The following is a 24,971-nucleotide window of genomic DNA, read 5'->3' on the forward strand; positions in this document are numbered from 1 at the left end:
CCTATGAAAAAGAGAATTGCTTTCATCAGCGAACATGCTTCGCCACTTGCTGCGCTTGGCGGTACTGACAGCGGCGGCCAGAATGTATATGTAGGTGAACTGGCTGCGCAGCTCGCAGCAAAAGGCTACAAAATAGATATTTATACCCGGCGGGAAGATCAGGAGGTTGCCCACAAGGTTCCGTATTGTCCGAATGTCCGGGTGATTCATGTAGATGCAGGCCCGGCTGAACGCATTCCGAAGGAAGATATACTTCCGTATATGAGTGAGTTTGCCCGGAATGTGCGCAAATTTATGGATACTGAAGACCTGAGTTACGAACTGGTCCATGCGAATTTCTTTATGTCCGGGATGGTCGCTATGAGACTAAAGGAATGGATGGACATCCCTTTTGCGATTACATTTCACGCGCTTGGTCATGTGCGCAGGCAGCATCAAAAGGAACGCGACCGTTTTCCCGCCGAACGTCTCCAGATAGAGGAAGAACTTGTACGGGAAGCAGACGTAATTATTGCGGAATGTCCGCAGGATAAGGACGATCTCATCAGTTATTACCGTGCAGATGCCCGCAAGATCAGCATCATACCCTGCGGCTTCAATCCGGAGGAGTTTTTCCCGATCGACAAGAAACTCTCGAGAACGGCACTTGGCCTGGCAGATGATGATAAGGTTTTGCTTCAGCTTGGGCGGATGGTGCCCAGGAAGGGCGTCGACAATGTCATTGAAGCACTTGCCCTGCTTCCGGAGCATCTATCGGACGTTAAACTTCTGGTCGTAGGCGGCGAAAGCAGCGGTAAGGATCAGGGAAGTGATGCGGAGATAGTAAGGCTCAAAGCCCTTGCCACCAAACTTGGGGTTGCCGCACGTGTAGTTTTTACCGGACGGAAGGACAGGGAGCAGCTTAAGATTTATTATGATGCTGCCGACATTTTTATTACAACGCCCTGGTATGAACCATTCGGCATTACACCCCTTGAGGCTATGGCCTGTGGTACGCCTGTAATAGGCGCCGCCGTAGGCGGAATAAAATATAGCGTAGCAGATGGGGAAACAGGTTATTTGGTGCCGCCTAAATCACCTTCCGAGCTTGCGAAAAAGATTACCGGACTCTTACAGGACCGGCAGTTGCTGGAACGCTTCTCTAAAAATGCCCTGAAGCATGTTCACGCCAATTTTACCTGGGAGAAGGTGGCAGAACAGGTGCGCCAGTTGTATGTTGCGATTTCTGAGGAACAGGAGCGAAAATTGTCGGCTACGCATAAACTGATCGACGAGGCCTTTGAAGATGCCGCGCGGACCTTTCGCAAGTCGGCCTCAGCACTGAACGACCAGGTGGCGAAAGCAGCCAAATGTATGTCGGCCGCTCTGAAGCGGGGAAACAAAATCCTGGTGTGTGGCAACGGCGGAAGTGCTGCCGAAAGTCAGCATTTTTCAGCCGAGTTGCTGGGACGGTTTGAGATACCCGAACGCCGCGGACTTCCGGCGATAGCGCTGACCGCCGATACCGCTATGCTGACGGCCTGGTCGAACGATTTTGGCTTTAGCGACGTTTTTGCGCGCCAGGTGCAGGCGTACGGACAGGCTGGCGATGTGCTGCTTTGCTTAAGTACCAGCGGGGCTTCGCCTAATATTATTAAAGCGTTGCAGACAGCTAAGGACATGGACATTTGCTGTATTACCATGTTGGGTAAAGACGGCGGTGAGGCGGCAATGTACGGCGATATTAATCTCATTGTGCCCTCCCAAAGCTCTCAGCGTATTCAGGAAGTGCATTTGCATCTGGTTCATGTACTGTGCGGGCTTATTGAACAGCGGCTGTTCATCCCTGAGCAATCGCGTACCGACTTTAGCCGGGGCCAGGCTTACGCACCGTTGAATTTCGATGGCCAGGAACAGTTTTCTTATGCCGGTATTCACGGCAGGTACACTCAGAGATATGGCAGCTAGAAAGGCAATATTTCTGGATAAGGACGGTACGTTGATCTGTGACGTTCCCTATAACGTAAATCCGGAACGGATCGTTTTATCAGATCATCTGACGAATGGACTGAAACGTTTTGTTGACGCAGGATATAGTCTCTTTGTCGTCTCAAATCAGTCCGGAGTAGCTAAGGGATATTTTGGCATAGATCAGCTCGCGCCGGTCGAACAGATGATTCGTGCGCTGCTTGCCGCCAAGGGTATTGAGCTGATGCAGTTTTACTTTTGTCCGCATTATCCCGACGGACAAATCGGGCCATATAGCCGGGTATGCGACTGCCGCAAACCTAGGCCCGGAATGCTGAAAGCTGCCGCGCGCGACTGGAATATAGATTTGTCGGCCTCATGGATGATCGGCGATATTTTAGACGACGTGGAGGCTGGTAACACAGCCGGGTGCCGGACAGTGCTGATCAACAACGGCAATGAAACACTGTGGGAACTTAATGAAAGTCGTGTTCCAGATTATATAGCAGCTTCAATAGATGAGGCGGCTGAATATATCCTTGAGGGCGCGGCAAGTTTGGCCGATAACACAATTGCGCTTAATAAAGCAGACAGAATATGAAAACAGACTATTTGTTGTTATTTAAGAAGTTCAAAAAATATAAGATACTGGTTGTTGGCGATTTTATCCTCGACGTTTACCTGGAGGGAAACTGTACCAGGCTGGCACCGGAGGCTTCTGTGCCAGTTGTTGATATCGTCAGCAAAAAACATTGTCTGGGAGGTGCCGCAAATGCAGCGGCCAACCTGAGTGCACTTGGTGCAAAGGTGTTCCTTTGTACGGTTACAGGAAACGATGCCGGACTGGATCAATCGGCCCGGCTCCTGGAGTCGGCAGGGATTTCCCGCGACTATATGGTAGCCGATCCTAAGCGAAGCACCCTGGTAAAGACCAGGGTTACATCGCCTTCTCACACGCTGGTGCGTTTTGACGAAGGGACAGACAGTCCATTGGAAACAGATGCAGAAACAGCTTTTATCGAACGTTTGCATCAGGCGTATTTTCAGTGCGACGCAGTGCTTATCGCCGACTATAACAAGGGTACGCTGACGCCAACAGTGATATCTGAGATTAAAAAGCTCAAGCTGATGGCGGACAAATTTATCGCCGTAGACGCCAAGCGCGCTGAAGCTTTTGCTGAAATTGCGCCTGCACTGGTGAAGCCCAACTATGACGAAGCCATCAGGCTGCTCGCTTTGCCTTACAGCAGTGAATCGCGCGCCGATCAGTTAAAGCCCTTTGGCGAGCATTTCCAGAAACGGACAAATGCCTCGCTGGTAGCGCTAACAATGGATAAAGATGGTGCGCTCTTCTTTGAAGATGGAAAGTTTGTACACCGCGGTTACGCGCGGAAAGTCATTAACCCGAACGTGAGCGGGGCAGGAGATACCTACATCAGTGCACTCATGCTTTCGCTTATTGCCGGCGCGGCTTTGCCGGTTGCAGCCGATCTTGCTTCTGCCGCTGCAAGTATTGCCATTGCACGCGCCGATACAGCTATCTGCCAGGCAAACGAGCTGCTCGATGCGGTTACAACAAATCAAAAGTATGTGAGCCTGCTTAGTCAGTTCCGTCAGAAATGCAGGGCTTTTAAAAGTGAGGGCAAACGGATCGTGTTTACCAATGGCTGTTTTGATATCCTGCATAGCGGCCACGTAAGTTATCTTAAACAGGCCCGTGAAATGGGCGATCTGCTGGTAGTGGGGTTGAATAATGATGAAAGCATCAGACGGCTGAAGGGAAGCGACCGGCCTATTAATAGTCTGGATAACCGCATTGAGGTGCTTGCCGCCCTGGAGTTTGTCGACTACATCATCCCGTTTGGTAACCTGCGCGATGATACGCCAGTCAGCCTCATCCGACTAGTAAAACCGGACGTATTTGTAAAGGGGGGCGACTATCAGGGAAAGGCTTTACCAGAAGAAGCACTATTGCGGAAGATAGGCTGCAAAATAGAGTTCCTTCCCTTTGTAAGTAATCAGTCGACCACCCAGATCATAAACCGGGTAAGGAAAGACGGCCACCTGAAGATTGCTGTAATTAACTGATGAGCTGGGCAAACTGCAGAAATATACTATGTATACGGGCCGATAATATGGGCGATGTGCTGATGAGCGCGCCAGCCATCAGGTCCCTGAAGCAGAGTTTTCACTGCCGAATTACGTTGCTCAGTTCCTCGCGCGGCTCCGAGGCAGGCGTGCTCATACCGGAGATCGACGAAGTCATTGAAGCCGATCTGCCCTGGGTTAAACTGAATGCCCCCGCGGATTCTGTAGCGACGCTGGCTGCCGAGCTGAACGCCCGGGGGTTCGACGGATGTGTGATTTTTACGGTATATAGTCAGAGCCCGCTCCCCGCAGCAATGCTTGCCTATATGGCTCAGATACCCAAAAGGGCGGCGTACTGTCGCGAAAACCCCTACGGATTGCTAAGCGACTGGATACCGGATGAAGAACCATATAGCCGGATCCTTCACCAGGTAGAGCGCGACCTGCTGCTGTCGGAAACACTTGGCGCCCGGACGGAGCATAAAGAGATCAGTATTTATATACCGTCGGAGGCCGAAAAGTCTCTTGAGCTGAAGACAAAGGCTATAGGGCTAAACCTGAACCAGCCCTTTTTAATTGTTCACCCTGGCGTATCTGAGGAAAAGCGTCGGTTTCCTGCCAAGGGCTGGACAGAGCTTTTAAAACTGTTAAGTGCGGATCTGGCTTTGCCGCTGGTGCTGACCGGTGGGGCCGCTGAAAGGGCTGTTCTGAATAAGATCAGGAAGGAGTCAGGCGTTAAGGCATTCATCTTTGAGGAGGACTTGTCGCTTGCTGAGTTTGCAAACCTGATTGCGCATGCAGCGCTGGTCGTGTCTGTAAATACAGGTACGGTACATCTGGCAGCAGCTGTAAAGACCCCGGTGGTGGTGCTCTATGCACAAACTAATCCACAACACACGCCCTGGATGGTTCCCTCTGTAGTCTTGCAATACAGCGTTGCGGCACATCTGCAAAGTCGCAACCAGGTGATTCAACATGTAAACAAGGAATTATACCGTGAATATTTGCCTGTTCCCGAGGCAGGTGCCATAGCGGAGGCGGTGAAAGGCTTATTCTACGACACTGGGGGGAAGACTTTACAGACTTCGTTGAGCACAAGGGCATAATCGGGTGTAACGGTCCAGTCAATTGTTTTATGAAGCTCCTTATTTAAGGGTGCCCAGCGGTTAGGTTCTCCGTCCATACTAATGATCACACTTTGCTTTTTCAAAGCTGCAGCGATATGTGAAACACCTGTGCAATTTGCAATCAATCCCGAACTCCGGCTGATCAATGCAGCAACTCCGCCAAGTGAAGTCTCCCCTGAGGTAATGGTCGCCGGGTTTGCCATCAATCCGGAAATCTCCTCGGCAATACTGCGTTCATTGGCCGTGCCAGTGATAACGATCTGGTATCCCAGCTCAGCGCACCGGTCGGCCACGCTGGCGAAGTGCTGCGGAGGCCATTGTCGCCAGTTGCCCCTCGAGCCGGGATGGACACATATGTAAGGCCGTGCAAGTTTCCAGGGTTCAATAGCTGCAAAGTCAGCTTCATGGAGCGGAAATTCAAGCTCATCGCCATAAAGCGGAATACCCAGATGTGTCATCAATGCCAGATGACGGTGGACTTCATGAATGCTGTCCGGATACAACAGGAAATTCGCGGAAGTGCCGGGCTCCTGTTCACAAAAGCCTGCTAATTGTTTCGCGCCAAATGTGGCCAGCAGGTTATTTACTATACTTCCGCTACCCTGCATCTGAAGCAGCAGATCGAAATGACGTGCACGGGTTGCGAGAAGAAAATGCTTAAAATTCACATCATCAAATGGCTGCTCTGGTAAACCCGGATAACCGGGGAAATCCATAAACTCGTCAATATATGCCGGAAATCTAGCGATGATATCTGCGGTCCAGGGCAAACCGATAAACGTAATCTTAGCTTGCGGGAAGGCATGCCGCAATGCCCGGATCGCAGGAATCGAACACAATATGTCGCCAAGCTGCAGGGCACGGAATATGCCGATTGACTGCACATGCGGTTCCTCTGGTGTCATTTTTTAGCTAAATAAATAAAACACGGTACTTAAAGGCCCCGTACAGACGCCAGTAAACTGACAGAGTGGGGATGATAATTGAAGTAGAAAGCATCTCGAGGATATGAAGCGGTGTTTTCTGTGTGTTTTTAAGCCGTTTTATCGCAAAATCAGCCACCAGAAGAAAAATTGAACAGGTGGCCAGCACAGCAATGGTATGCTGCCGTGTGGCCAGGGCCGTGATCAGCACCAGCCATAACAGGTTAATCACATAGTAGTTCCACAAAGAGCTATGGATCCGGCTGCGGTAAAGGTCGGGGAACTTTTGATACAGCAGCGCATCGTACTGGCTTTTCTTTTGTTCCCGGACGCTCACGCCCCAGCTGGCCGGGCGAACGGGATGTACTACCATTGCTCTGGGTACATGGATTATTGGTACCTCAAGTTTTAGCAATTTGAAATGAAGGTCTGAGTCCTCACGCCAGGCCAGTTTAAACTGCTCATCGAATCCGCCGCATTTTAAAAGTGCATCCTTGGTACACGCGCAGTTGGCGGTAATAAATTCCGCCTCCTGCAAACCGGCTGTCGTGAGCGCAAAGTCTGTGGGACTTGGAGGCAGAGGTACGGAGGTGAATCCGGTGTAGGCTATCATACGCTCTCCCCGGTAGGTGTCAAGAAAAGACCGGAGCCATTTTTTTTGCGGCAGACAGTCGTCGTCCGTGAAGGCGACGAGCGGTGCGCGCGCGCTCAGCCAGCCCAGGTTTCTGGCAGCTGCAGGTCCTTTCTTTTCGGGGGTCGACAAATAGGTGAGATTTAATCTTCTTTTTTTCAACCAGGGTTGCAGGCATTGGAAGGTTTCTTCATCCGGACCGTCGCTAACCACAATTACCTCAAAAAGATACTTGTCGAGGCTTTGTTCCAGAAGTGCCCTAAGGCAGTTCACCAACAGGTTCGGCCTCTTGTAGGTTGGAATAACTACGGATATTTGTGTTTGCATCTGTTTTTCTGATTAAATATGATCCAATAACTAAAGCATCAAAAGGAGAGGTCCAGAAACAGGCTATTGCATCTCGCGGACTGCATACAATGGGCTTACCCAGTGTGTTGAAAGAGGTGTTGACCAAAACAGGCACCCCGGTTTTCTCTTTGAATGCTTTGAGCAACCTGTAGTACTGCGGATGCTGCGACTCGTTTACGGTTTGTATACGTGCCGTGCCGTCGATGTGCTTCACCGCAGGAATACGGTCGGCCTTATCGGCAGCTACATTATAAACGAAGAGCATGAAAGGTGACTGCTGCGCATTATCAAACCATTCTGCCGCATCTTCTTCCAGCACGACCGGCGCAACCGGTCTGAAGTCTTCGCGGTCTTTTACTTCATTGAGCATGGCCTGCATAGCGGGGTCGATAGGCGAGGCAAGGATAGACCTGCTGCCGAGGGCACGCGGACCAAATTCCATGCGACCCTGAAACCAGCCTATTATTTTATTGTCGGCCAGTATCGAAGCGGCTTCTTCTGCAACATTGTCCATCTTCTGGTAAGGTACCTTCGCCCAGTCGAGGAATTTTTCAATCTCCTGGTCTGTGTAGTCTGGCCCCCAGTAAGCGTGATCCATAACGAAATCTTTCGTTTTGCTGCCGCGTTCCCGCTGGTCGATATGCATTGCAGCACCAAGCGCGCTTCCTGAGTCGCCAGCCGCTGGCTGCACCCAGATGTTCCGGAACCGGCCCTTGTCTCTTATCCTGGCGTTCAATACACAGTTAAGTGCTACGCCTCCGGCTAAACAAAGGTTCTCTTGTTTAGTCTCGTGATATAGCCAGTCGGCCAGTTCCAGCACGGTTTCTTCAAGCGCAAGCTGAAGAGAGCGTGCTATGTTGAAATGATGCGATGTAAACTCCGTATTCCTGAGTCGCGCCGGGCCAAACCTTTGCTCAAAATTTTGGTTTCCAATGGTATATTTTCCATTGCCGGTTATGCGGATCATGTCACGGAAATCACCGAGAAACTCTGGTTTCCCGTAGGAGGCAAGCGCCATAACCTTATATTCGTCTGATGAGTGGAGGAATCCGAGGTAGGTAGTCACCTCTTCGTATAATAAACCGAGCGAGTGCGGCATATCTACCTGCCCGATTCGCGTCATCATGTTGCTTTCGCCAATGCTGTAGGTTGTTGTGGCGAGTTCACCACGGCCGTCGACCGTCATGATTGCCGCGTCTGTATACGGGGAAGGAAAATAGGCACTTGCCGCATGGGCGGTATGGTGGTCTACAAAATGCCAAGTCCAGTCGCCCACCTGGCTTCCGATGAAATGCTTCTGCAGGTGATGCGGATAGCCGTCCACCAGTTGTCGCGGTGCATTCACAATCGACGATAGGAACAGGTTTTCCCAGGTGTCGTTGCCGGCATTCTCTCCGTTAAAATGAAAGGGAATTGGTATATGGGTATCGGTGGCACGCCGTTCTGGGATGAGCAGGTAGGGGTCGAATGAATAAGCAATATGGTCTATGTCTTTAAGATGTATGCCTGCGGTTTGCAGACAGTAGGCGATGGCATGGAAGGGTATTTCATAGGTAGAAAAGGGAATTGGCCGTTTGCCGTGTTTGATGCCGGTAAAGCGCTCGTCTTCGGCCGCCGCAATGAGTACGCCGTCTTTGAGGAGGCAGGCCGAGGAGTCGTGGAAAACTGAGTTGATACCTAAAGTATACATAGTAAGAGTTGGATGATTAGTGCCTAAGTAACAGGAGTAAGCAAGCTTTGATTTTTAAAACGGAAAATCAAGTATTTGTCAGCCCCCAGCGTAGTAATACGCTCGGCAGTTAAAAGCGACAGCGATCCCTTGCTGAGTGTAAATGCTTGTTTTTCAGTGTTTCAAAACCTTTTGGGCCGTGCTATGTTTAAGAGGGGAATATTTATCCTAAAAATAAACAGTTATGAAAAAAGTAATTTTACTGATGTTCGCAGTAGTTTCCATTGGATTTGCTGCGTGCAGCTCCGACAAGAGCGGGGACCAGGCCGGAGATTCAACAATGTCGGATACGACGATGATGGATGATCCGACAATGAGTGCAGATACCAGTATGGTAGACACCATGGGTATGGCAGATACAACAACAATGGATACCAATACTACGGTCCGCTAACACACCGGAGATAGCAAGGTCATTTTTGGTTTTGCTATCTCTTTTTCTTACTGATTATCGCTCGCAGCTGCTCATGCATGCTGATGATATTCCCGATGATAAAATATTCCTTAAGATTTGTTTTTATGCTTGTCCGCATGATCCGTCTCACGACATGCTTGGATACCTCACCCGTTTCCCGAACCTTAACCAGGAGTTCGAGTGCGGCCAGCGCAAGCAGGGCGCCGATAAGGAAAAGAAAATTCCATTCCTGAAGAACAAATAATTTCAACGTTTTTTCAAAGTACGGACTTGTCCAGCTTGCAGAGATGCGCAAACTTCTCTCCGCAAAGAAGTCGGCCAGCATGCCCCCGGCGAGCGGCCCTATGGAAGAACATATTGCTGTAATGATATTTTTTACAGAAAGATACACAACCGCCTCCTGCTTTGGTGCGAGTTTAAGCCCGATGTTGGTGAGCGCCAGGTTTACACCTGCGGTCGATATGCCTGTGAAAATATGGATAAGTATCAGGAGCGCAATATTGCCCGCAACGCTGGTGTAAATGCCCACAAAACACCAGGCAATGATACATAGAATATATAGAGGCGCGCTCACAGCTATGATACTTTTGTTGCTGTACCGATCTGAAAAGACACCCCACATGCGCAGCGTAAGAATGCTGAAAAGCTGGCTGATTACGCTCAGCGCAATGATATAGGATATCGGCAGTTGCATGGTTTTCATCATAAACACGGTAAAAAACGGGGTGGCTATATTTAATGCAAAAACCCAGGCAGAGTTGAATATCAGTAGCTTTCGGAAGTTATAATTCTTTAGCGGCAGCTTAAACAAGGACAGTATGTTGTCGTCTGAAAGATACGACTGAGGTTCGGGAGCTTTGGACAGTATGAAGCCGCCCGCCATCCCCGCGATCCCGGCGAATACGAAGAACCAGGCGTATACGGATAGCTCTGCTCCGGGGTAGTTGCTCTTGATATAATCCAGCATTAGCGAAAGGGCCAGGCTCATGACCACATTGAGCGTTTGCGTGTAGCGGGTTCTCTTCGAGAAATAGCTGCCAAGCGCCTGCTCCGGTACAAGGTCTTTCATCCAGGAGTTCCAGCTTGGTCCGGCCACAGAACCGAAGAAATAGTGAAAGAACAGAAAGAAGATCAGCAGGTTAACAGAACCTGCAGAAAACCATAAGATCGATAAGCCGATGACGATAAGCGGAAGGCGCGCCAGGTAAGCGCTATATACAGCGATGGCCCTCCGGTTGTTATATCGCTTCACGAGCAAGACAGAAAGGAGCTGGGCAACATTGGTAAACAAGGGCATTGCAGCAAGTAACCCGATCTGAAAGTTGCTGGCGCCCAGAAGCAGGGCCATGGCAACCAGAAAGGCACCGCCGGTAAACGACGTCATGGCCTCTGCAGCAAGGCCGTCCCATATCACTAGTTTCAGGCCTTTGGCGACTTCCTGTTGTGTCAGGTTCTTTTTCGGGGTAAACCTCATCGACTGAATAACAAATACCGGAGAGCAGGGTTTAGCTTTTTTGGCAGACTGTCGTTCAAAGACCGTCAGGCCGTTGCAGAAATAAAAAACAGGATGAAATACTGATAAATTTTTCTAGTTTAGCCCAAACTAAAAATTAAAACGTTTTGAAAGAAGTCTTACCAAAGTTTGATTCCACTTTCTCTATTGACTGTGTGGTGTTCGGGTTTGATGAAGGAGAGCTGAAAATCCTTTTGATAGAAAGAAATGAAGAACCGTTTAAGGATTGGTGGGCTTTGCCTGGTAATATTGTTGGCGAGGATGAAAGTCTGGACCAATCGGCTGCACGCATATTAAGAGAGCTGACTGGTCTTACCAATATTTACATGGAGCAATATTATACCTTCGGTGATGTAAACAGGCACCCGCAGGGTAGGGTTGTGAGTATTGCCTATTATGCGTTGCTCAGACTGGGCGGAGAGAAGACTGTAAAGCCGCAAAGTAATTACGCGAAGCAGGCTTACTGGATCAACGTAAAGGATCTCCCTAAACTGGCGTTCGATCACCAGCAGATCTTTGAGAAGGGACTTGAGAAAATCAAACGGCGTATCAAGCATCAGCCTATCGCTTTTGAACTGCTGCCCGAAAAGTTTACGCTTACCCAGCTTCAGAATGTGTACGAGGTAATTCTGAACAAAAAACTGGATAAGCGTAATTTCAGGAAGAAAATGCTCAGTTTTGGTGTGTTAAAGGATCTGGAAGAAAAGCAGCAGGGGGTGTCGTTCAGAGCGGCAACCTTGTATAAGTTTGACAAGCGTAAATATGCCAAGTTGTTCGGGAAAGAGATTTCCTTCTAAAAAGAAACCCTAAGGCTCATCCTTAGGGTTTCTTTTTATGTCAATTTGACTATGACTTTGGTGCGATGTTAAGGTGGTAATCTACCAGATCATCTATAGGTGAGCGGATGATCTTACCAACGCCCATTTCGTAGCGGTCGGCCACAACACTTAGGATATCCCGGAAGCTATATCCAACAGATCCTACGCAGTTAAGCTGATATTCCTTGTAGTTAGGATAGTGCTTCACCAGGTTCTCGAAGAATGCAGTAAATGCATAATCAACAGTAGCTGTGGTATAATCCTCATAACTGTCTTTGAAGTCGTACAGGAATTTACTGAAGCTTGCACAGAAACGGTTCGGCAACGGCTTGTTATAAATATGATCAAAAATGTCTTCGTTAGTCAGCGCAAAGTTGTCGTAAAAGCTTTCTCTTAAGCCTTTAGGCATATAACCTTTCATATAATCGGCCAAAATACGCTTGCCTATAAAACATCCGCTTCCTTCATCGCCTAAAAAGTAACCCAGGGAGTCGATGTTCAGGGTGATGTCTTTTCCATCATACAAACAAGTGTTTGTACCTGTACCAAGGATGGCTGCAAAACCTGACTGATCAGCCAGAAGCGCACGGCACGAAGCTAAAAGGTCATGTCCGATATTGATTTTAGCGTTTACGAAGATTTGCTTCATTGCATCAGCAACGATTTGCTTGTTGGCGTCTGTAGAACAGCCTGCGCCATAATAATTTACTTCGGTAAGTTTATCGGTCTCCAGAAAGTCCGGAAGGGACTTTTTTAAAGATTCAACAATATACGCTGTACTGGAAAAATAGGGGTTATATCCCTCGGTATTGAAAAGGATTTTTCTTCCTGCCTCGTTAATTAAACACCAATTTGTCTTGGTCGATCCTCCGTCTGCAATAACTATCATTTTAATTCGTCTTTTTCGGGATAAAAGTAAATAATCCTAAATCTCTGGTATGTTTTTTTTTCATAATTTAATTTATTGGTTTTGGTTGTCGTTGTATATTGTTGCTCTAATGCTTAAAAAAACGCTCTTTTATCCGCGTTCGGCCCGATTGTAACCCGACCATATTGTTAAATAAACACTAAGCTAAAATACACTTTTATTTTATAATCCCAATTTTAATATAATATCTGAAAGCGCATCAGGGCGCAGAGGCGGGTTACAGGGATTTAAAAAGTTATAATACATTTGTACCTGCCAGCTAAAAAGCAGTTTATACATGAAGAAATTACTTGTGGCCAACCGCGGCGAGATAGCCTTAAGGATCATGCGCTCTGCCCGCGAAATGGGAATTAAAACAGTGGCCGTTTATTCGGAGGCCGACCGAAAAGCATTGCACGTGCGTTATGCGGATGAAGCAGTTTGCATAGGACCGGCACCCTCCAACCAGTCGTATTTGCTGAGCGAGCTTATTATTGACGCATGCAGGCAGACCGGTGCGGAGGCTATTCATCCCGGATACGGTTTTCTTTCGGAGAATGCCTCTTTCGCCCGTATGGTGCGGGAAGCCGGATTGACCCTGATTGGCCCCACGCCGGAAGCCATGGAAATTATGGGCAACAAGCTTTCTGCGAAGGCTGCCGCGCTGCAGTACAATATTCCAATGGTGCCGGGCACAGCCGAGGCAATAACAGATATTGCCGAGGCAAAGCAACGTGCGCTGGAGGTTGGCTTCCCGATCCTCATCAAGGCTGCTGCGGGCGGTGGAGGAAAAGGAATGCGGATTGTAGAGCAGGTAAACGATTTCGAAAGCCAGATGCAGCTAGCAGTAAGCGAGGCGACATCTGCTTTTGGCGATGGTTCTGTTTTTATAGAACGTTATGTTTCATCGCCGCGGCACATTGAAATACAGGTCCTGGGCGATACACATGGCAATATTGTTCATCTTTTTGAACGGGAATGTTCAGTCCAGCGCAGGCACCAAAAAGTTGTGGAAGAAGCACCGTCCAGCATACTTACGGAGGAGGTCAGGGCAGAAATGGGACGCTGTGCGGTCGATGTCGCACGTTCGGTGAGCTACGTTGGTGCCGGAACCGTAGAGTTTATCCTGGATGAAAACCTTAACTTTTTCTTTTTGGAAATGAACACACGCCTGCAGGTAGAGCATCCGGTTACAGAACTGATCACGGGGCTCGACCTGGTAAAGGAGCAGATCCGGATAGCGAGGGGAGAGGTGTTGTCGTATAAACAGGAGGACCTTCATATCAATGGCCATGCCATTGAATTAAGGGTTTATGCAGAAGATCCGGACAACAATTTCCTGCCCGATATTGGTGTGCTCCAAACCTACCGTACGCCAAAGGGAAATGGTGTGCGGGTGGACGACGGATTTGAGCAGGGTATGGAAGTGCCTATTTATTATGATCCGATGATCGCTAAGCTGATTACCTGGGGGCACGACCGGAGCGAGGCTATGGATAGAATGATCAGGGCTATCGATGAATATGAGATTACCGGTATTAAAACTACGCTGGGATTTGGTAAGTTTGTGATGCGGCATGAAGCATTCCGGACCGGCGCTTTCGATACACATTTCGTGAGCAAATACTTTGAACCAGGCAGCCACTATGAGGATAAAGATGAGGCTATGATCGCGGCAGTCGCTGCCGTGCTTTTTTCAAACAAGCGGATCGCCCGCGTGGCCGCACAGGCTTCAGCGCCTCAGACCAATTGGAAAAGGAACCGCACACGTTATAACTGATTTACATGTTTACAGGAATTATAGAAACAACCGGTTCCATTACCGAGATACGAGAGGAAGGCACAAATATTCATTTTACCGTAAGTTCACCCATAAGCAGTGAGCTGAAGATTGATCAGAGTGTGGCTCATAACGGTGTATGCCTCACTGTAGTTGCAGTGGCGGCAGAAACGCATACGGTGACGGCTATTCACGAGACCTTACAAAAAACAAATTTGGGTAGCCTGCGTGTAGGCGGGGCGGTAAATCTGGAGCGCTGCATGCAGATGAACGGCCGGCTGGACGGGCATATCGTGCAGGGGCATGTGGATCAAACAGCCGTCTGCATAAAAAAAGCTGAACTGGAAGGAAGCTGGGAATACCGCTTTAAGTATGACTCGGCGCAGGGAAACGTAACCGTCGAGAAAGGATCCGTGTGCGTTAACGGCATCAGCTTAACGGTGGTCAATTCGGCGTCCGACGAGTTTTCTGTGTTTATTATTCCCTATACATACGCATATACCAATCTGCACGAAGTGGAAGAGGGCGACACGGTTAACATTGAGTTCGACATTATCGGGAAATATGTTGCCAGACTGATCAATAAAAGCTGATCAGCGTTTCAGCTCAGCGATCTTATTCTTGATGAAGTTGGCCTGCTTGGCCTTTTTCTTTTCATCTATGGTTTTAAGATAGCGCTCGTAATAGTCTATCGCATTCTTCTTGTCGCCCAGCTTCATTTCATACAGCAGAGCGATGTTGTACAGCAGGCTCCCGTCATTCTCGAAATCGAGCCCCCGTTTATAAGCTTTTGTAGCGGGCTCATTTTGCTGTATCTGCTCGTAAGAGTCGCCCAGCAACCCGTAATAACTTGCTGCGCGCGGAGAAACGCCGAGGTTGATCGCCTTTTCCAGGTAAGCGATGGCGCTCTTATAGTCTCTTATGCCCCGGTAGCTTCTGGCGAGATCGTAATAGAGCGCTTCCTTATCGCTGCTCATCGTTTCAGGAATCATTAGAAAATGTTTCACTGCATTCCTGTAGTCGAGTGTCAGATAATAAGCTTTGCCCAAGTGATCCAAAACCATAACGGTGCTGTCGCCTTCGCTCAGCAACACTTGCCCCGTTTTAATCACCTCTCGGTATTTCCGGTTCTCCAGGTCTACCGGCATCATCAATCTCCTCAGCCGCAGGTTTTCAGCGTCTGCGTTGAGCGCAGGCGCCAAGACTGCTGCCGCACGTTTAAAATCTTTGTTTTCCAGGTACAGCGCCGCCAGTTCGCTGGCAATATCCGCATCTACCGGATCCATTTTATGAGCCAGTTCAAGATAAGTTAGTCGGCGGCCAGTGGGCGAGCCCTTTTCGAGTTCTGAAAGCCGCTTATAAGGTAGGATACTGGTGCTGTCCGCTTTTGCTGCTGCCAGATAATAAGATCTGGCTTTGTTCATATAGCCCCTACTGGCGTGGTCTTCCGCAAGTTTTGTCAGCTCCGGGAAACCAGCGGAGTCAGACTTTACAACGGACTGAACGCTGTCTACAGCAAGCGTATCCTGACCCAGGACGAACTGTGCTGACATCAGCGTCATCAGAAATAATGCAATCTTTTTCATGTGTCGTACAAGTACCCCAAACTTCATTCCAGTTCTATAGCGCGGTCGTCTACGGGCAGATAGATATTAAAGGTAGAGCCCACACCCTGTTCGCTCTCTACCGTAAGCATGCCGTTATTCCGTTCCACAAAATCCTTACACACCACCAGGCCTAATCCGGTGCCCTTCTCGTTGGCAGTGCCGCGCGTTGATTGGTTCTCGCCCGTAAACAGTTTTTCAAGCACTTCTTTAGGCATACCCAGACCGTTGTCCGCTATGCTAAGCCGGATGAACGCTTCTTTAGTATAAACTGCCGTAATTTGAATCCGGCAACCGGATTGACAAAACTTAATGGCATTGTTCAGGATGTTTCTCACAACGATCTCCATCATGATAATGTCTGCATACACCGTTGCGCCCGGAAACACATCCTGTATGATTTCGATATTTTTTGATTTTGCAGAGGGCAAATGATAATTGACCTCGTTTACAACCAGGCTTTTCAGGTCAAAAAATTCATGGTTGATGCCATAACCTTTAAGCTGGCTTCTCGACCAATGTAAAATGTTCTCGAGGAGGTCGGTGGTATAAAGAATGTCTTTAGACAGGGCTGGCACGAGCGTTTTAAACTCCTCCATGCTGATCAGGTTGTTGGAGATCATTTTGAGTACTTCCGACAGGTTCACCAGCGGACCTCTCAGGTCGTGCGCAATGATCGAAAATATCCTGTCCTTCAACTGGTTCAGTCTTTGAAGTTCCTCCGCCTGCAGTCTCGAGCGGAGCGACTCTTCCCGTAATGAGGTAAGATCCTGCAACTTGATGATTGTTGCCTCGCTGCTCAACTGATTTTCGTTAAGATACCTGATGTCTGCCTCGATGGCATATAATCCGTTTGGTGTCTGAACGTTAAGCTCGATTTTCCCGGATTCCTTGCGGTTAAGATAGTCGAACAGTAAGGTCTGATCCGGCATCAGTGCCGATATCGGCGTACCGATGATCTTGCTGTTGTGATAGTCAGTGAGGTAAGTTTTAAAGCTTCGGTTATAATCGATTACACGGTTTCTATGGTCAAGCACCACAAAGCCATCCTGCATGAGGTCCAGCACCTTTTCACGGGCTACAGGCAGAATATCGAAGAGTTTAAACCTGTAGATGGCGAGCGAGATCATAAACACCGTTGCAATAAAGGCAAAGGGCGTAAGGTCCAGGTTTGGGACGGGGCGCAGACCGGTGAGATACGAAATATTGGCCGCCCAGGGTATCATGGCAGAGATGATGATCATATAGTTCTGCCGTCTGTAAATCGGGTCGGCCTGCCTGAACTTGATGATCAGCAGGTAACTGCCAATGGCCAGCAAAGCATAAAAATAGACTGTAAATAAGCGGTAAGCAATTGCAGGCTCTATCGCAACCATTGGAAAATCGCCGCTCGTATCCATGTACAGCCGCTCGTAGTGCAAATGGTGGTAATCGTTCGTCCATACAAGCAGGGTAGTTATCACCGACACACTGATCAGGAAGATCAGGTTTCGCTTCCGTTTATACCATGCCTCTTTGCCAGATAGATGCAGGCAGAACAAGAACCAGTTGAGCGGCAGGGCCGTAATACCAAGGTATTGTATGTTGATGTAAATGGTCGCCTGTTCAAGCGTGGGACTGGCGAGTTCGAAGCCGTAACCCAACGCCCAGATGGCATTTGCCAGCATCATAATGCCAAAGAACCTTACCGCGCCCCCTTCTTTTTTATAAACGTAATAAGAAAAAAATAACGTAACCGACCCGCATATGATCAGAATCGTGGAGTAAACGTTAAAACTAAATTCCATCTATTGCGCGCACACTAAGTACAAAAAAACTCGATTAATAAAACAATAACGCGGGTTTGAACATTATATGCCTAAATCTACATAATTTAGTTTTAAACTGAAAATGTTGTTAGTTTTACATTGTTTAAATAACTCTTAGTCATTTATGAAAAAAATACTACTTGTGGCACTGTTGACGGGTTTCAATCTTGCCGCATTCAGTCAGTTAATGCCTAGTTTTCAACTGGGCTTGAAAGCAGGTGCAAATTTATCAAAACTGAGTACCGAAAATACTTTCAGCAGCGATAACCGTGCGGGTTACTTCGCGGGTCTGTGGGCACGCGTCGGCGCGGCGGGAATCCATCTGCAGCCAGAGCTGTATCTAAGCGGTAAGAACACCACGCTTACTAATTCAGCAGGACAGGAAAACAAAGTGAAGTTTACCAGTATGGATGTGCCTATCCTTGTAGGTACCAAACTTGGCGCTGCCGGTGTCGGGCTGCGTTTTAACACCGGTCCCGTAATCTCCTTTATTCTGGACGACGAGCAGTCTTTCGGCGATGCGGCCTCGAGTGCTTTCTCGGGCGATTTTAAAGGTCAGAACATTGCATGGCAATTGGGGGCGGGACTGGACATTGGCAGCCTTGGTGTCGACCTGAGGTATGAAGCCGGTTTGTCTAAGCTGGGTGAAGATCAGTATGAGGGACAGAAATTGCGCTTGTTCACGTTCGGATTAGCTTATAAACTCTTTTAGTCCGGCATTTCTGTAAAATGTATAAAAAAGGGGCAGGCTGAAAAGTCTGCCCCTTTTTTTGGCGCCAAAATTGAGTATGTTACCTAGTCAACCTAATCAAAACTGTTATGAACATCAAAGAACTATTGCTAAAGCATCAGAACTTCGCTGAGCTCCTGAAACAATTCGCAATCAAGGCAGAGGACTTCAGGATCCGGGACGAAGATGTCCTGCTAAATGATCAGAATTTAGAACACCGGGAGATATTAAAAGAAGACATCTGTATTGAGGGAAAGAACGAGCAGGGAATCATTAGCTTCTTTGGGACACTTCACTGCAACCTTCTCAACAAATTGGCAGTTTTCGAAATGCAAGGCTTCGAACAGAAGTCGGGCCAGCAGATGTGTGCCAGTTAACGGTCCTTCAAAATCTCTTTAATTTCGTAGTTGAAAGCTCCTTTAATCGGGCGTATAGGCGTTTCTCTGTCGTCGCTCAGGATTTTTACATAACAGGCGCCAAAATAAAAGATGAACGACGAGTAGAATACAAACAGCATGATCAGAACAATCGACCCTGATGTTCCGTAAATATTCTCTATGCCGCTCAGAGGCAGCAGTATACGAAGCAGGTATTTTCCCAAACTGAACAAAACCGCGGTAAGCAGCCCTCCGCGCATGGCTGCGATCCAGGTTGGACGCCCGCTGGTCAGATAGCGGAACAGCACAGTAAACCAAATCATGACAATGCCGATGAAGGCCAGCTGATTGATTATCCATAATAAGACCCTGCCGAAGCTTGGCGCGGCGGTATTGATGTACTCGCCTATAAAAGTCTGAATGCTGTCGGTTACAAAGCCCAGCATAAACAGGATACCTGCCAGCAAGATGATCACCATAGATCTTCCTCTAAGCTTGATATTAAACCAGAAGCCGGACTTTGGTTTATTGCCTATAGACCAGATCTGATCCAGGGAATTCTTGATTACGGTAAATAGGGTGGTAGCCACGAACAGAAAAAACACGAAACTGATCAGGGTAGCATACCATTGATGGTCTATGCCACGTATGTTGCGCAGGGTTTCCCTGATTTGTACCGTACTGCTGTCGTCCAGCACGTTGGCTAAACGTTCAAATATCCGTGAAGCCAGTATCCTTCGGTCTATAAAGAATCCAAACAGCCGGATCAGGATTAAAAGAATAGGGGGGAGCGCAAAATTGGTAAAGAACGCCGTAGCACCTGCCAGTCGCAGCGGGTCGTTTTTGCTGAACAGCTTGAACGCCGCCTTCAGGCGATAATAGAGCAGTATAGCCCTCTTAACCGGATCAAATCTCATGGCTCGTACCTCACTATGGCCGAAAGTAATAAAAAAAGAGGACATCCGTGTCACGGATGCCCTCTCCAGTTTTCAAATAAATAAGAGGCTATAAGTTGCCCCTCAGCTCTTGTTCGCGTTCCAAGGCTTCAAAAAGCGCCTTGAAATTGCCTGCACCAAAAGACTGTGCCCCTTTTCGCTGAATAATCTCGAAAAATAAGGTCGGCCGGTCTTCTACGGGCTTTGTAAAGATCTGTAATAGATAACCTTCTTCGTCACGGTCTACCAGAATACCGAGTTCCTGTAACCGCGCGATTTCTTCGTCAATCACGCCAACGCGTTCCGGCATCATATTGTAATAGGCTTCTGGGGGTGCACTTAAAAACTCAACCCCCCGAGCTTTTAAGTCACGCACTGTAGCAAGGATATCCTTTGTAGCTACAGCAACATGTTGCACCCCTTCGCCTTCGTAAAATTCAAGATATTCTTCAATCTGGGATTTCTTTTTGCCTTCAGCAGGCTCGTTGATGGGGAATTTGGAATAGCCATTGCCATTGCTCATCACCTTGCTCATCAAAGCGGAGTATTCGGTGTTGATCTGTTTGTCGTCAAATGAAAGAATATTCACGAAGCCCATCACCTCCTCGTACCACCTGACTGTTTCGTTCATCCTGTTCCAGCCTACATTGCCTACGCAATGATCAATGTATAATAAGCCGGTTTCTGCCGGTGCGTAATCACTTTTCCAGGCTGTAAAACCAGGCATGAAAGGCCCGGTATAGTTTTTCCGTTCAATGAACATATGCACGGTTTCCCCGTAGGTATATATGCCCGACATGCGCAGCTCTCCGTGCTCATCCCTTTGGGTTACGGGCTCCAGATAGGGCTGCGCTCCTCTTTTCGTCGTCTCCTGAAAGGCACTGTAGGCGTCATCCACCCAAAGCGCAAGCACTTTAACCCCGTCGCCATGTTTCCTGACGTGTTCAGAAACAGGGTGGTCAGACTTGAGCGCGGTGGTCAGCACCAGCCTGATCTTGCCTTGCTGCAGCACATATGAGGCGCGGTCGCGCACGCCGGTTTCCGGTCCCGCGTAGGCGAGCGACTGAAACCCGAATGCTGTCTTATAGTAATGGGCCGCCTGTTTGGCGTTTCCAACATAAAATTCAATATAGTCTGTTCCATTGATCGGTAAAAAATCCTGCGCCTGTGCGATCTTTTCCGCAAATGTTTGTGTTGACATGGTTCGTTTTTTTATGATAATCAGTTCTGTTCTATTCTATATTTTCCTGCCAGCTCTTATGATAACCCTCATCCTCTATGGCCACTGCATGGTCGGTCAGCATCAGCGGCCTGAAGGGATCAATCATTACGGCGAGCTCTTCCGTGCTTTCTTTACCGATGGATTTCTCTACGGTTCCCGGATGCGGACCATGCGGTATTCCACCAGGGTGCAGGGTAATTTGCCCTTTTACCACACTTTTCCGGCTCATAAAATCACCGTCTACATAATACAGCACCTCATCACTGTCCACATTGCTGTGGTTGTAAGGTGCCGGAATGGAAAGTGGATGATAATCGTATTTCCGAGGTACAAACGAGCATATCACAAAGTTGTGTCCCTCGAAGGTTTGATGTACCGGGGGCGGCTGGTGCAGGCGCCCGGTAATCGGCTCAAAATCATGAATGGACAAGGCGTATGGATAATGATAGCCGTCCCAGCCCACAAAGTCGAAAGGATGCGTCCCGTATATGTATGGGTATATCAGTCCCTGTTTCTTGATAAGTACCTTAAAATCACCAAATTCGTCGAAGGTCTCCAGTTCCGAAGGCCTCCTGATGTCGCGCTCGCAAAACGGCGCGTGTTCCATCAATTGCCCATGCGCATTGCGATAGCGTTTCGGCGTGCGTATAGGACTGAAACTCTCCACGATGAACAACCTGTTCTGTTCCGTTTCAAATTCCATCTGGTAAATCGTGCCACGCGGGATAATCAGATAATCCCCATAACCAAAGCGCAGTTTGCCGAATCCCGTTTTCAGCACACCGCTGCCCTCATGGATGAATACCACCTCGTCGGCCTGACTGTTCTTATAAAAATAGTCGGTCATAGACTTTCGCGGCGCGGCCAGTGATATATGCAGATCGCTGTTGACCAGTACTGGTTTCCTGCTGTCCAGGTAATCATCTTCCGGTTTTATGTTAAAGCCGATCAGACTGGTATGGCGTAAGTGCTTCTCGCGGGCAATCTTCGGTTCCACCGAATAAGGTTCGCCCAGCGACTTCACAATCGTGGGTGGATGGCAATGGTAAACCAGGGAATAGAGGCTTGAAAAGCCCTCTGTAGATACCAGTTCCTCTGCATACAGGTTGCCGTCTGGTTTGCGAAAAACCGTATGGCGTTTCGCAGGTATATTTCCTAATGTATGATAAACAGGCATAGCTTTAGGTTAGAAAAATTAAACAGAATAATATAATAACGGTTAAAACGTATTTTCGTTTCAAAGGCCCGCGCGACCGCGCAGCAGCATAAAAGGGGAACTACAGAGAATACTGCGCAAAGATGATCTTAGAGAGCATCGCATAGCGGAAAGCCGCCAGCGTTTCGCGGGCTAACTGGTTTTGTGCTATGCTGTTAGTTCTCATCATATCGTTTTCGTCTGCTAAAGTAAGTAATTCCGTAAACAAACAACAAGTACAGCACCGATTTTCTCCCTGAAATATTTTTACAACCACCTTTGTGCTATTTTTAACTAGCTTTGGAGCAACTAATTTTTTGAAGCAATCAGGCTTCTTCAATAAACGGACTGAAGATATGAAACTGGTATCCTACAAAACGGAAGACAGGGAACACCTCGGTGTTTTTGTAAACGGGCACATCTATAACCTCAATTCATGCGATAAACAAATACCCGACAACATGAACGCCTTTCTTGAAGGAGGCGAGGTGCTGATGGAACGGGCCAAAAAGGTCGATCAACAGATTAAAGGCGGCGGCATTGAGCCCAAAGAGGAAGCTTTTTATGAATTGCTGGCCCCAGTGCCCCATCCGGCATCGTGCCGCGACGGATATGCATTCCGGCAGCATGTGGCTGCCGCCCGGCGCAACCGTAAGGTTGAGATGATTGCCGAATTTGATCAGTACCCGATATTTTACTTCACCAATCACAATGCCATTCAGGGCCCGGGCGAAATTGCTTGTATGCCCGACCACTTCCAGAAACTCGACTTCGAACTTGAGGTGGCGGTAGTCATCGGAAAAAAGGGGCGCAATATTACCGCTGCTGAAGCCGACAGCTATATAGCGGGTTATATGATTATGAACGACATGAGCGCCCGTACCCTGCAGATGGAAGAGATGCTGCTCAATCTAGGTCCGGCCAAGGGCAAGGACTTTTCAACAGTGATAGGGCCATGGCTGGTCACGCCCGATGAGCTTGAGCCCTACAAGGTGGCCGCAAAAGCCGGACATACCGGGAATAATTACGACCTTAAAATGACCTGTACGGTAAATGGTATCCAGGTCTCGGCCGGCAACATGGCCGATATGGACTGGACCTTTGCCGAGATCATTGAACGCTGTGCCTATGGCGTGGATATCCTGCCCGGAGATGTGATCGGGTCGGGCACCGTTGGCACAGGCTGTTTCCTGGAACTTAATGGCACCGGACTGCTCAACGATCCGCAATATCCTGTACAATGGCTGCAGGACGGCGATATTGTCGAAATTGAGATTACCGGACTGGGACGTCTGAGCAACACCATAAAGGCCGTTGACACCGACTTTTCTATCCTTGCATTAAAGAAATAAACCATCCTTAATTCGTCCATGCTAACCATCGACACGACCACGCTCGCTCCGGCTCAGCTGCAGAATTATTTGCAATACGCCATTGCACCAAGGCCTATCTGCTTTGTTTCTACCGTCGACAGCTCGGGGGCGATCAACCTGAGCCCCTTCAGCTTTTTTAATATGTTCAGCAGCAATCCGCCGCTTTGTATTTTCTCTCCGGCACGCCGGGTGCGCGACAATACGACCAAGCATTCGCTGGAGAACGTTCTTGAGGTCGGAGAATGTGTTATCAATATCGTTAACTATAGCATGGTGCAGCAAATGAGCCTGGCCAGCACAGAGTATGCGAAAGGCGTAAACGAGTTCGAAAAGTCGGGTTTTACCATGCTGTCTTCCCAGCTCGTAAAGCCGCCCCGCGTGGCAGAGGCGCCCGTACAAATGGAGTGCGTCATCCGTGAGGTAATAGGGCTGGGCGAAAACCCTGGCGCAGGCAATCTCGTCCTGGCTGAAGTGAAGCTGATCCATATTAATGAGGGCATAATCGATGCAGAGGGTAAGATAGATCAGGAAAAAATAGATCTTGTTGCGCGTTTGGGGGGCGACTGGTATTGCCGTGTCACTGCCGATAATCTTTTTAAAGTGGCCAAACCCCTCACCACGCTGGGTATTGGTGTAGATGCACTTCCCAGATCGGCGCGCTTTTCGTCGGTGCTGACCGGCAATGATCTGGGTATGCTGGGTAACCTGGAGCAGTTGCCTGCCGATGAGGAGCTTAGTGAAATTTCCCTCAATGATGAGGTAAAAGACATTCTGGATGCCACCATAGGTGATGTAGCCACACGTGAGCGTGAACTTCATGAGCTTGCAAAACGTTGGATCAGCGAAGGCCGGGTCGCCGATGCGCTTAAGCTTGTCCTGTTATAAACCGGAGACTAAAGGATACTTACGATCTTGAGAAAACGCTTCCGGTAAAAACCTTCGTTTAAACTGGATATGGTAACGCCTTTCCGGGAACCCGAAGAGGAATGGATAAATTTAATCTCGTCGCCGTTAACCGCGTAAACAATACCCACATGCCCCGGCGTGCGAGACCTGCTGTTGGTTCCGGTAAACACAATCACATCGCCAATGCTCGCATCTTCCAGCTTTTTGGACGAACCGCTGCTCGCAAAGGCGCGAGAGGAGCGGGGCACCTTGAAACCAAAGTTACTGAACACATAATTCACAAAACCGGAGCAGTCGAACCCGCGGCTTGGGCTGCTCGAAGCACTCCGGTACCGCACACCGATCATCGTTTTGGCGAAATCAAGCAACCGGGATGGCATATCCGGCTCGGCTGCTTTTACAGGTTGCTCCGGCAATTGTTTGCTGAGTTTCTGTACCATCTCCTGATAAGAAGAGGGGATGGTCGTTTGCGAACGCACAACCACGCTACAGAGCAGCAGGAAACTAAATAGAAAGGTGGTTTGTTTCATATCTTAGTCAGCCTAAAGATATTCAAAAAAGACCCAGACCCCTAAAAATGTTGATAACTTACTGA

The 24,971-nt window shown here is 48.5% G+C and carries 23 protein-coding genes; 12 read left to right on the forward strand and 11 right to left on the reverse strand.

Annotated features, from left to right (window positions below; genetic code table 11):
* Positions 1 to 3 precede the first annotated feature (3 nt).
* Genes J3P40_RS16280 through J3P40_RS16295 form a run of 4 tightly spaced genes read left to right on the forward strand, consistent with a single transcriptional unit; the run spans position 4 to position 5,141 of the window.
* On the forward strand, positions 4 to 1,947 hold the full coding sequence (locus J3P40_RS16280; RefSeq protein ID WP_256007323.1) for a glycosyltransferase: 1,944 nt from the start codon (positions 4 to 6) through the stop codon (positions 1,945 to 1,947).
* Positions 1,937 to 2,548, forward strand: coding sequence for a D-glycero-alpha-D-manno-heptose-1,7-bisphosphate 7-phosphatase (locus J3P40_RS16285; protein ID WP_256007324.1), 612 nt, complete (start codon positions 1,937 to 1,939; stop codon positions 2,546 to 2,548). The genes J3P40_RS16280 and J3P40_RS16285 overlap by 11 nt, the downstream gene beginning before the upstream one ends.
* Positions 2,545 to 4,035 carry a D-glycero-beta-D-manno-heptose 1-phosphate adenylyltransferase gene (rfaE2, locus tag J3P40_RS16290; RefSeq protein WP_256007325.1) on the forward strand — a complete coding sequence of 497 codons (1,491 nt, stop codon included), beginning with the start codon at positions 2,545 to 2,547 and terminating at the stop codon, positions 4,033 to 4,035. Before J3P40_RS16285 ends, rfaE2 begins: the two co-directional genes overlap by 4 nt.
* The gene (locus tag J3P40_RS16295) at positions 4,035 to 5,141 is read left to right on the forward strand and encodes a glycosyltransferase family 9 protein (RefSeq protein ID WP_256007326.1); all 1,107 of its coding nucleotides are present in this window, start codon (positions 4,035 to 4,037) and stop codon (positions 5,139 to 5,141) included. The genes rfaE2 and J3P40_RS16295 overlap by 1 nt, the downstream gene beginning before the upstream one ends.
* On the opposite strand, the gene J3P40_RS16300 is transcribed toward J3P40_RS16295, so the two are convergent.
* Genes J3P40_RS16300 through J3P40_RS16310 form a run of 3 tightly spaced genes read right to left on the reverse strand, consistent with a single transcriptional unit; the run spans position 5,090 to position 8,754 of the window.
* Entirely contained in the window at positions 5,090 to 6,067 is a 978-nt protein-coding gene (locus tag J3P40_RS16300) for a glycosyltransferase family 9 protein (protein WP_256007327.1), read from the reverse strand. The two genes, J3P40_RS16295 and J3P40_RS16300, sit on opposite strands and share 52 nt — an antisense overlap.
* A gap of 7 nt (positions 6,068 to 6,074) precedes the next feature.
* Positions 6,075 to 7,043: a glycosyltransferase family 2 protein gene (locus tag J3P40_RS16305; RefSeq protein WP_256007328.1), complete on the reverse strand. Its 969-nt coding sequence runs from the start codon at positions 7,041 to 7,043 to the stop codon at positions 6,075 to 6,077.
* Positions 6,976 to 8,754, reverse strand: a complete 1,779-nt coding sequence (locus tag J3P40_RS16310; protein WP_256007329.1) for a carbamoyltransferase family protein — start codon at positions 8,752 to 8,754, stop codon at positions 6,976 to 6,978. Before J3P40_RS16310 ends, J3P40_RS16305 begins: the two co-directional genes overlap by 68 nt.
* Positions 8,755 to 8,977: 223 nt before the next feature.
* On the opposite strand from J3P40_RS16310, the gene J3P40_RS16315 reads away from it, so the two are divergent.
* Positions 8,978 to 9,187, forward strand: a complete 210-nt coding sequence (locus tag J3P40_RS16315) for a hypothetical protein (RefSeq protein ID WP_256007330.1) — start codon at positions 8,978 to 8,980, stop codon at positions 9,185 to 9,187.
* A 34-nt stretch (positions 9,188 to 9,221) separates the two neighbouring features.
* Here J3P40_RS16315 and J3P40_RS16320 read toward each other — a convergent pair whose 3' ends face one another.
* Positions 9,222 to 10,682: an MFS transporter gene (locus J3P40_RS16320; protein ID WP_256007331.1), complete on the reverse strand. Its 1,461-nt coding sequence runs from the start codon at positions 10,680 to 10,682 to the stop codon at positions 9,222 to 9,224.
* Positions 10,683 to 10,828: 146 nt separating this feature from the next.
* Here J3P40_RS16320 and J3P40_RS16325 point away from each other — a divergent pair, with 146 nt between their 5' ends.
* Positions 10,829 to 11,518, forward strand: coding sequence for an NUDIX hydrolase (locus tag J3P40_RS16325; RefSeq protein WP_256007332.1), 690 nt, complete (start codon positions 10,829 to 10,831; stop codon positions 11,516 to 11,518).
* Positions 11,519 to 11,567: 49 nt separating this feature from the next.
* Here J3P40_RS16325 and J3P40_RS16330 read toward each other — a convergent pair whose 3' ends face one another.
* Positions 11,568 to 12,428 carry an N-acetylglucosamine kinase gene (locus tag J3P40_RS16330; protein ID WP_256007333.1) on the reverse strand — a complete coding sequence of 287 codons (861 nt, stop codon included), beginning with the start codon at positions 12,426 to 12,428 and terminating at the stop codon, positions 11,568 to 11,570.
* A gap of 316 nt (positions 12,429 to 12,744) precedes the next feature.
* On the opposite strand from J3P40_RS16330, the gene accC reads away from it, so the two are divergent.
* A complete protein-coding gene (gene accC, locus J3P40_RS16335) occupies positions 12,745 to 14,226 on the forward strand; it encodes an acetyl-CoA carboxylase biotin carboxylase subunit (RefSeq protein ID WP_256007335.1) in 1,482 nt (493 codons plus the stop codon).
* 5 nt (positions 14,227 to 14,231) lie between these two features.
* On the forward strand, positions 14,232 to 14,819 hold the full coding sequence (locus J3P40_RS16340) for a riboflavin synthase (RefSeq protein ID WP_256007336.1): 588 nt from the start codon (positions 14,232 to 14,234) through the stop codon (positions 14,817 to 14,819).
* Here the strand turns inward: J3P40_RS16340 and J3P40_RS16345 are convergent, their stop codons facing one another.
* Both J3P40_RS16345 and J3P40_RS16350 read right to left on the reverse strand, forming a co-directional pair.
* Entirely contained in the window at positions 14,820 to 15,812 is a 993-nt protein-coding gene (locus J3P40_RS16345) for a tetratricopeptide repeat protein (RefSeq protein WP_256007337.1), read from the reverse strand.
* A 23-nt stretch (positions 15,813 to 15,835) separates the two neighbouring features.
* The gene (locus tag J3P40_RS16350) at positions 15,836 to 17,617 is read right to left on the reverse strand and encodes a sensor histidine kinase (protein ID WP_256007338.1); all 1,782 of its coding nucleotides are present in this window, start codon (positions 17,615 to 17,617) and stop codon (positions 15,836 to 15,838) included.
* 145 nt (positions 17,618 to 17,762) lie between these two features.
* Here J3P40_RS16350 and J3P40_RS16355 point away from each other — a divergent pair, with 145 nt between their 5' ends.
* Positions 17,763 to 18,350 (forward strand): porin family protein, encoded by a 588-nt coding sequence (locus J3P40_RS16355; RefSeq protein WP_256007339.1) that lies wholly within the window; start codon positions 17,763 to 17,765, stop codon positions 18,348 to 18,350.
* Between the two features lie 107 nt (positions 18,351 to 18,457).
* On the forward strand, positions 18,458 to 18,745 hold the full coding sequence (locus J3P40_RS16360; RefSeq protein ID WP_256007340.1) for a hypothetical protein: 288 nt from the start codon (positions 18,458 to 18,460) through the stop codon (positions 18,743 to 18,745).
* Here the strand turns inward: J3P40_RS16360 and J3P40_RS16365 are convergent.
* From J3P40_RS16365 to J3P40_RS16375, 3 genes are read right to left on the reverse strand one after another with little or no spacing between them, the layout of a single operon-like run.
* Positions 18,742 to 19,707, reverse strand: a complete 966-nt coding sequence (locus tag J3P40_RS16365; protein WP_256007341.1) for a YihY/virulence factor BrkB family protein — start codon at positions 19,705 to 19,707, stop codon at positions 18,742 to 18,744. The genes J3P40_RS16360 and J3P40_RS16365 overlap by 4 nt on opposite strands.
* A gap of 43 nt (positions 19,708 to 19,750) precedes the next feature.
* A complete protein-coding gene (gene hppD / locus J3P40_RS16370) occupies positions 19,751 to 20,881 on the reverse strand; it encodes a 4-hydroxyphenylpyruvate dioxygenase (RefSeq protein WP_256007342.1) in 1,131 nt (376 codons plus the stop codon).
* Positions 20,882 to 20,912: 31 nt separating this feature from the next.
* Complete coding sequence (locus J3P40_RS16375) at positions 20,913 to 22,079, reverse strand: homogentisate 1,2-dioxygenase (RefSeq protein WP_256007343.1); 1,167 nt, start codon at positions 22,077 to 22,079, stop codon at positions 20,913 to 20,915.
* 374 nt (positions 22,080 to 22,453) lie between these two features.
* Here J3P40_RS16375 and J3P40_RS16380 point away from each other — a divergent pair, with 374 nt between their 5' ends.
* Together J3P40_RS16380 and J3P40_RS16385 are read left to right on the forward strand one after the other, a co-directional pair.
* Entirely contained in the window at positions 22,454 to 23,449 is a 996-nt protein-coding gene (locus J3P40_RS16380) for a fumarylacetoacetate hydrolase family protein (RefSeq protein WP_256007344.1), read from the forward strand.
* Positions 23,450 to 23,467: 18 nt separating this feature from the next.
* Positions 23,468 to 24,355, forward strand: coding sequence for a flavin reductase family protein (locus tag J3P40_RS16385; RefSeq protein WP_256007345.1), 888 nt, complete (start codon positions 23,468 to 23,470; stop codon positions 24,353 to 24,355).
* Positions 24,356 to 24,363: 8 nt separating this feature from the next.
* Here J3P40_RS16385 and J3P40_RS16390 read toward each other — a convergent pair whose 3' ends face one another.
* Positions 24,364 to 24,906, reverse strand: a complete 543-nt coding sequence (locus tag J3P40_RS16390; RefSeq protein WP_256007346.1) for a C40 family peptidase — start codon at positions 24,904 to 24,906, stop codon at positions 24,364 to 24,366.
* Positions 24,907 to 24,971 lie beyond the last annotated feature (65 nt).

It is taken from the genome of Pedobacter deserti (assembly GCF_024436415.1).
In the GTDB taxonomy this organism is placed as follows: Bacteria; Bacteroidota; Bacteroidia; order Sphingobacteriales; family Sphingobacteriaceae; genus Pedobacter; species Pedobacter faecalis.

Coding starts and splice junctions, on each gene's coding strand:
- J3P40_RS16280 (WP_256007323.1), top strand. CDS start 4: ATGAAAAAGAGAATTGCTTTCATCAGCGAACATGCTTCGCCACTTGCT.
- J3P40_RS16285 (WP_256007324.1), top strand. CDS start 1,937: ATGGCAGCTAGAAAGGCAATATTTCTGGATAAGGACGGTACGTTGATC.
- rfaE2 (WP_256007325.1), top strand. CDS start 2,545: ATGAAAACAGACTATTTGTTGTTATTTAAGAAGTTCAAAAAATATAAG.
- J3P40_RS16295 (WP_256007326.1), top strand. CDS start 4,035: ATGAGCTGGGCAAACTGCAGAAATATACTATGTATACGGGCCGATAAT.
- J3P40_RS16300 (WP_256007327.1), bottom strand. CDS start 6,067: ATGACACCAGAGGAACCGCATGTGCAGTCAATCGGCATATTCCGTGCC.
- J3P40_RS16305 (WP_256007328.1), bottom strand. CDS start 7,043: ATGCAAACACAAATATCCGTAGTTATTCCAACCTACAAGAGGCCGAAC.
- J3P40_RS16310 (WP_256007329.1), bottom strand. CDS start 8,754: ATGTATACTTTAGGTATCAACTCAGTTTTCCACGACTCCTCGGCCTGC.
- J3P40_RS16315 (WP_256007330.1), top strand. CDS start 8,978: ATGAAAAAAGTAATTTTACTGATGTTCGCAGTAGTTTCCATTGGATTT.
- J3P40_RS16320 (WP_256007331.1), bottom strand. CDS start 10,682: ATGAGGTTTACCCCGAAAAAGAACCTGACACAACAGGAAGTCGCCAAA.
- J3P40_RS16330 (WP_256007333.1), bottom strand. CDS start 12,428: ATGATAGTTATTGCAGACGGAGGATCGACCAAGACAAATTGGTGTTTA.
- accC (WP_256007335.1), top strand. CDS start 12,745: ATGAAGAAATTACTTGTGGCCAACCGCGGCGAGATAGCCTTAAGGATC.
- J3P40_RS16340 (WP_256007336.1), top strand. CDS start 14,232: ATGTTTACAGGAATTATAGAAACAACCGGTTCCATTACCGAGATACGA.
- J3P40_RS16345 (WP_256007337.1), bottom strand. CDS start 15,812: ATGAAAAAGATTGCATTATTTCTGATGACGCTGATGTCAGCACAGTTC.
- J3P40_RS16350 (WP_256007338.1), bottom strand. CDS start 17,617: ATGGAATTTAGTTTTAACGTTTACTCCACGATTCTGATCATATGCGGG.
- J3P40_RS16355 (WP_256007339.1), top strand. CDS start 17,763: ATGAAAAAAATACTACTTGTGGCACTGTTGACGGGTTTCAATCTTGCC.
- J3P40_RS16360 (WP_256007340.1), top strand. CDS start 18,458: ATGAACATCAAAGAACTATTGCTAAAGCATCAGAACTTCGCTGAGCTC.
- J3P40_RS16365 (WP_256007341.1), bottom strand. CDS start 19,707: ATGTCCTCTTTTTTTATTACTTTCGGCCATAGTGAGGTACGAGCCATG.
- hppD (WP_256007342.1), bottom strand. CDS start 20,881: ATGTCAACACAAACATTTGCGGAAAAGATCGCACAGGCGCAGGATTTT.
- J3P40_RS16375 (WP_256007343.1), bottom strand. CDS start 22,079: ATGCCTGTTTATCATACATTAGGAAATATACCTGCGAAACGCCATACG.
- J3P40_RS16380 (WP_256007344.1), top strand. CDS start 22,454: ATGAAACTGGTATCCTACAAAACGGAAGACAGGGAACACCTCGGTGTT.
- J3P40_RS16385 (WP_256007345.1), top strand. CDS start 23,468: ATGCTAACCATCGACACGACCACGCTCGCTCCGGCTCAGCTGCAGAAT.
- J3P40_RS16390 (WP_256007346.1), bottom strand. CDS start 24,906: ATGAAACAAACCACCTTTCTATTTAGTTTCCTGCTGCTCTGTAGCGTG.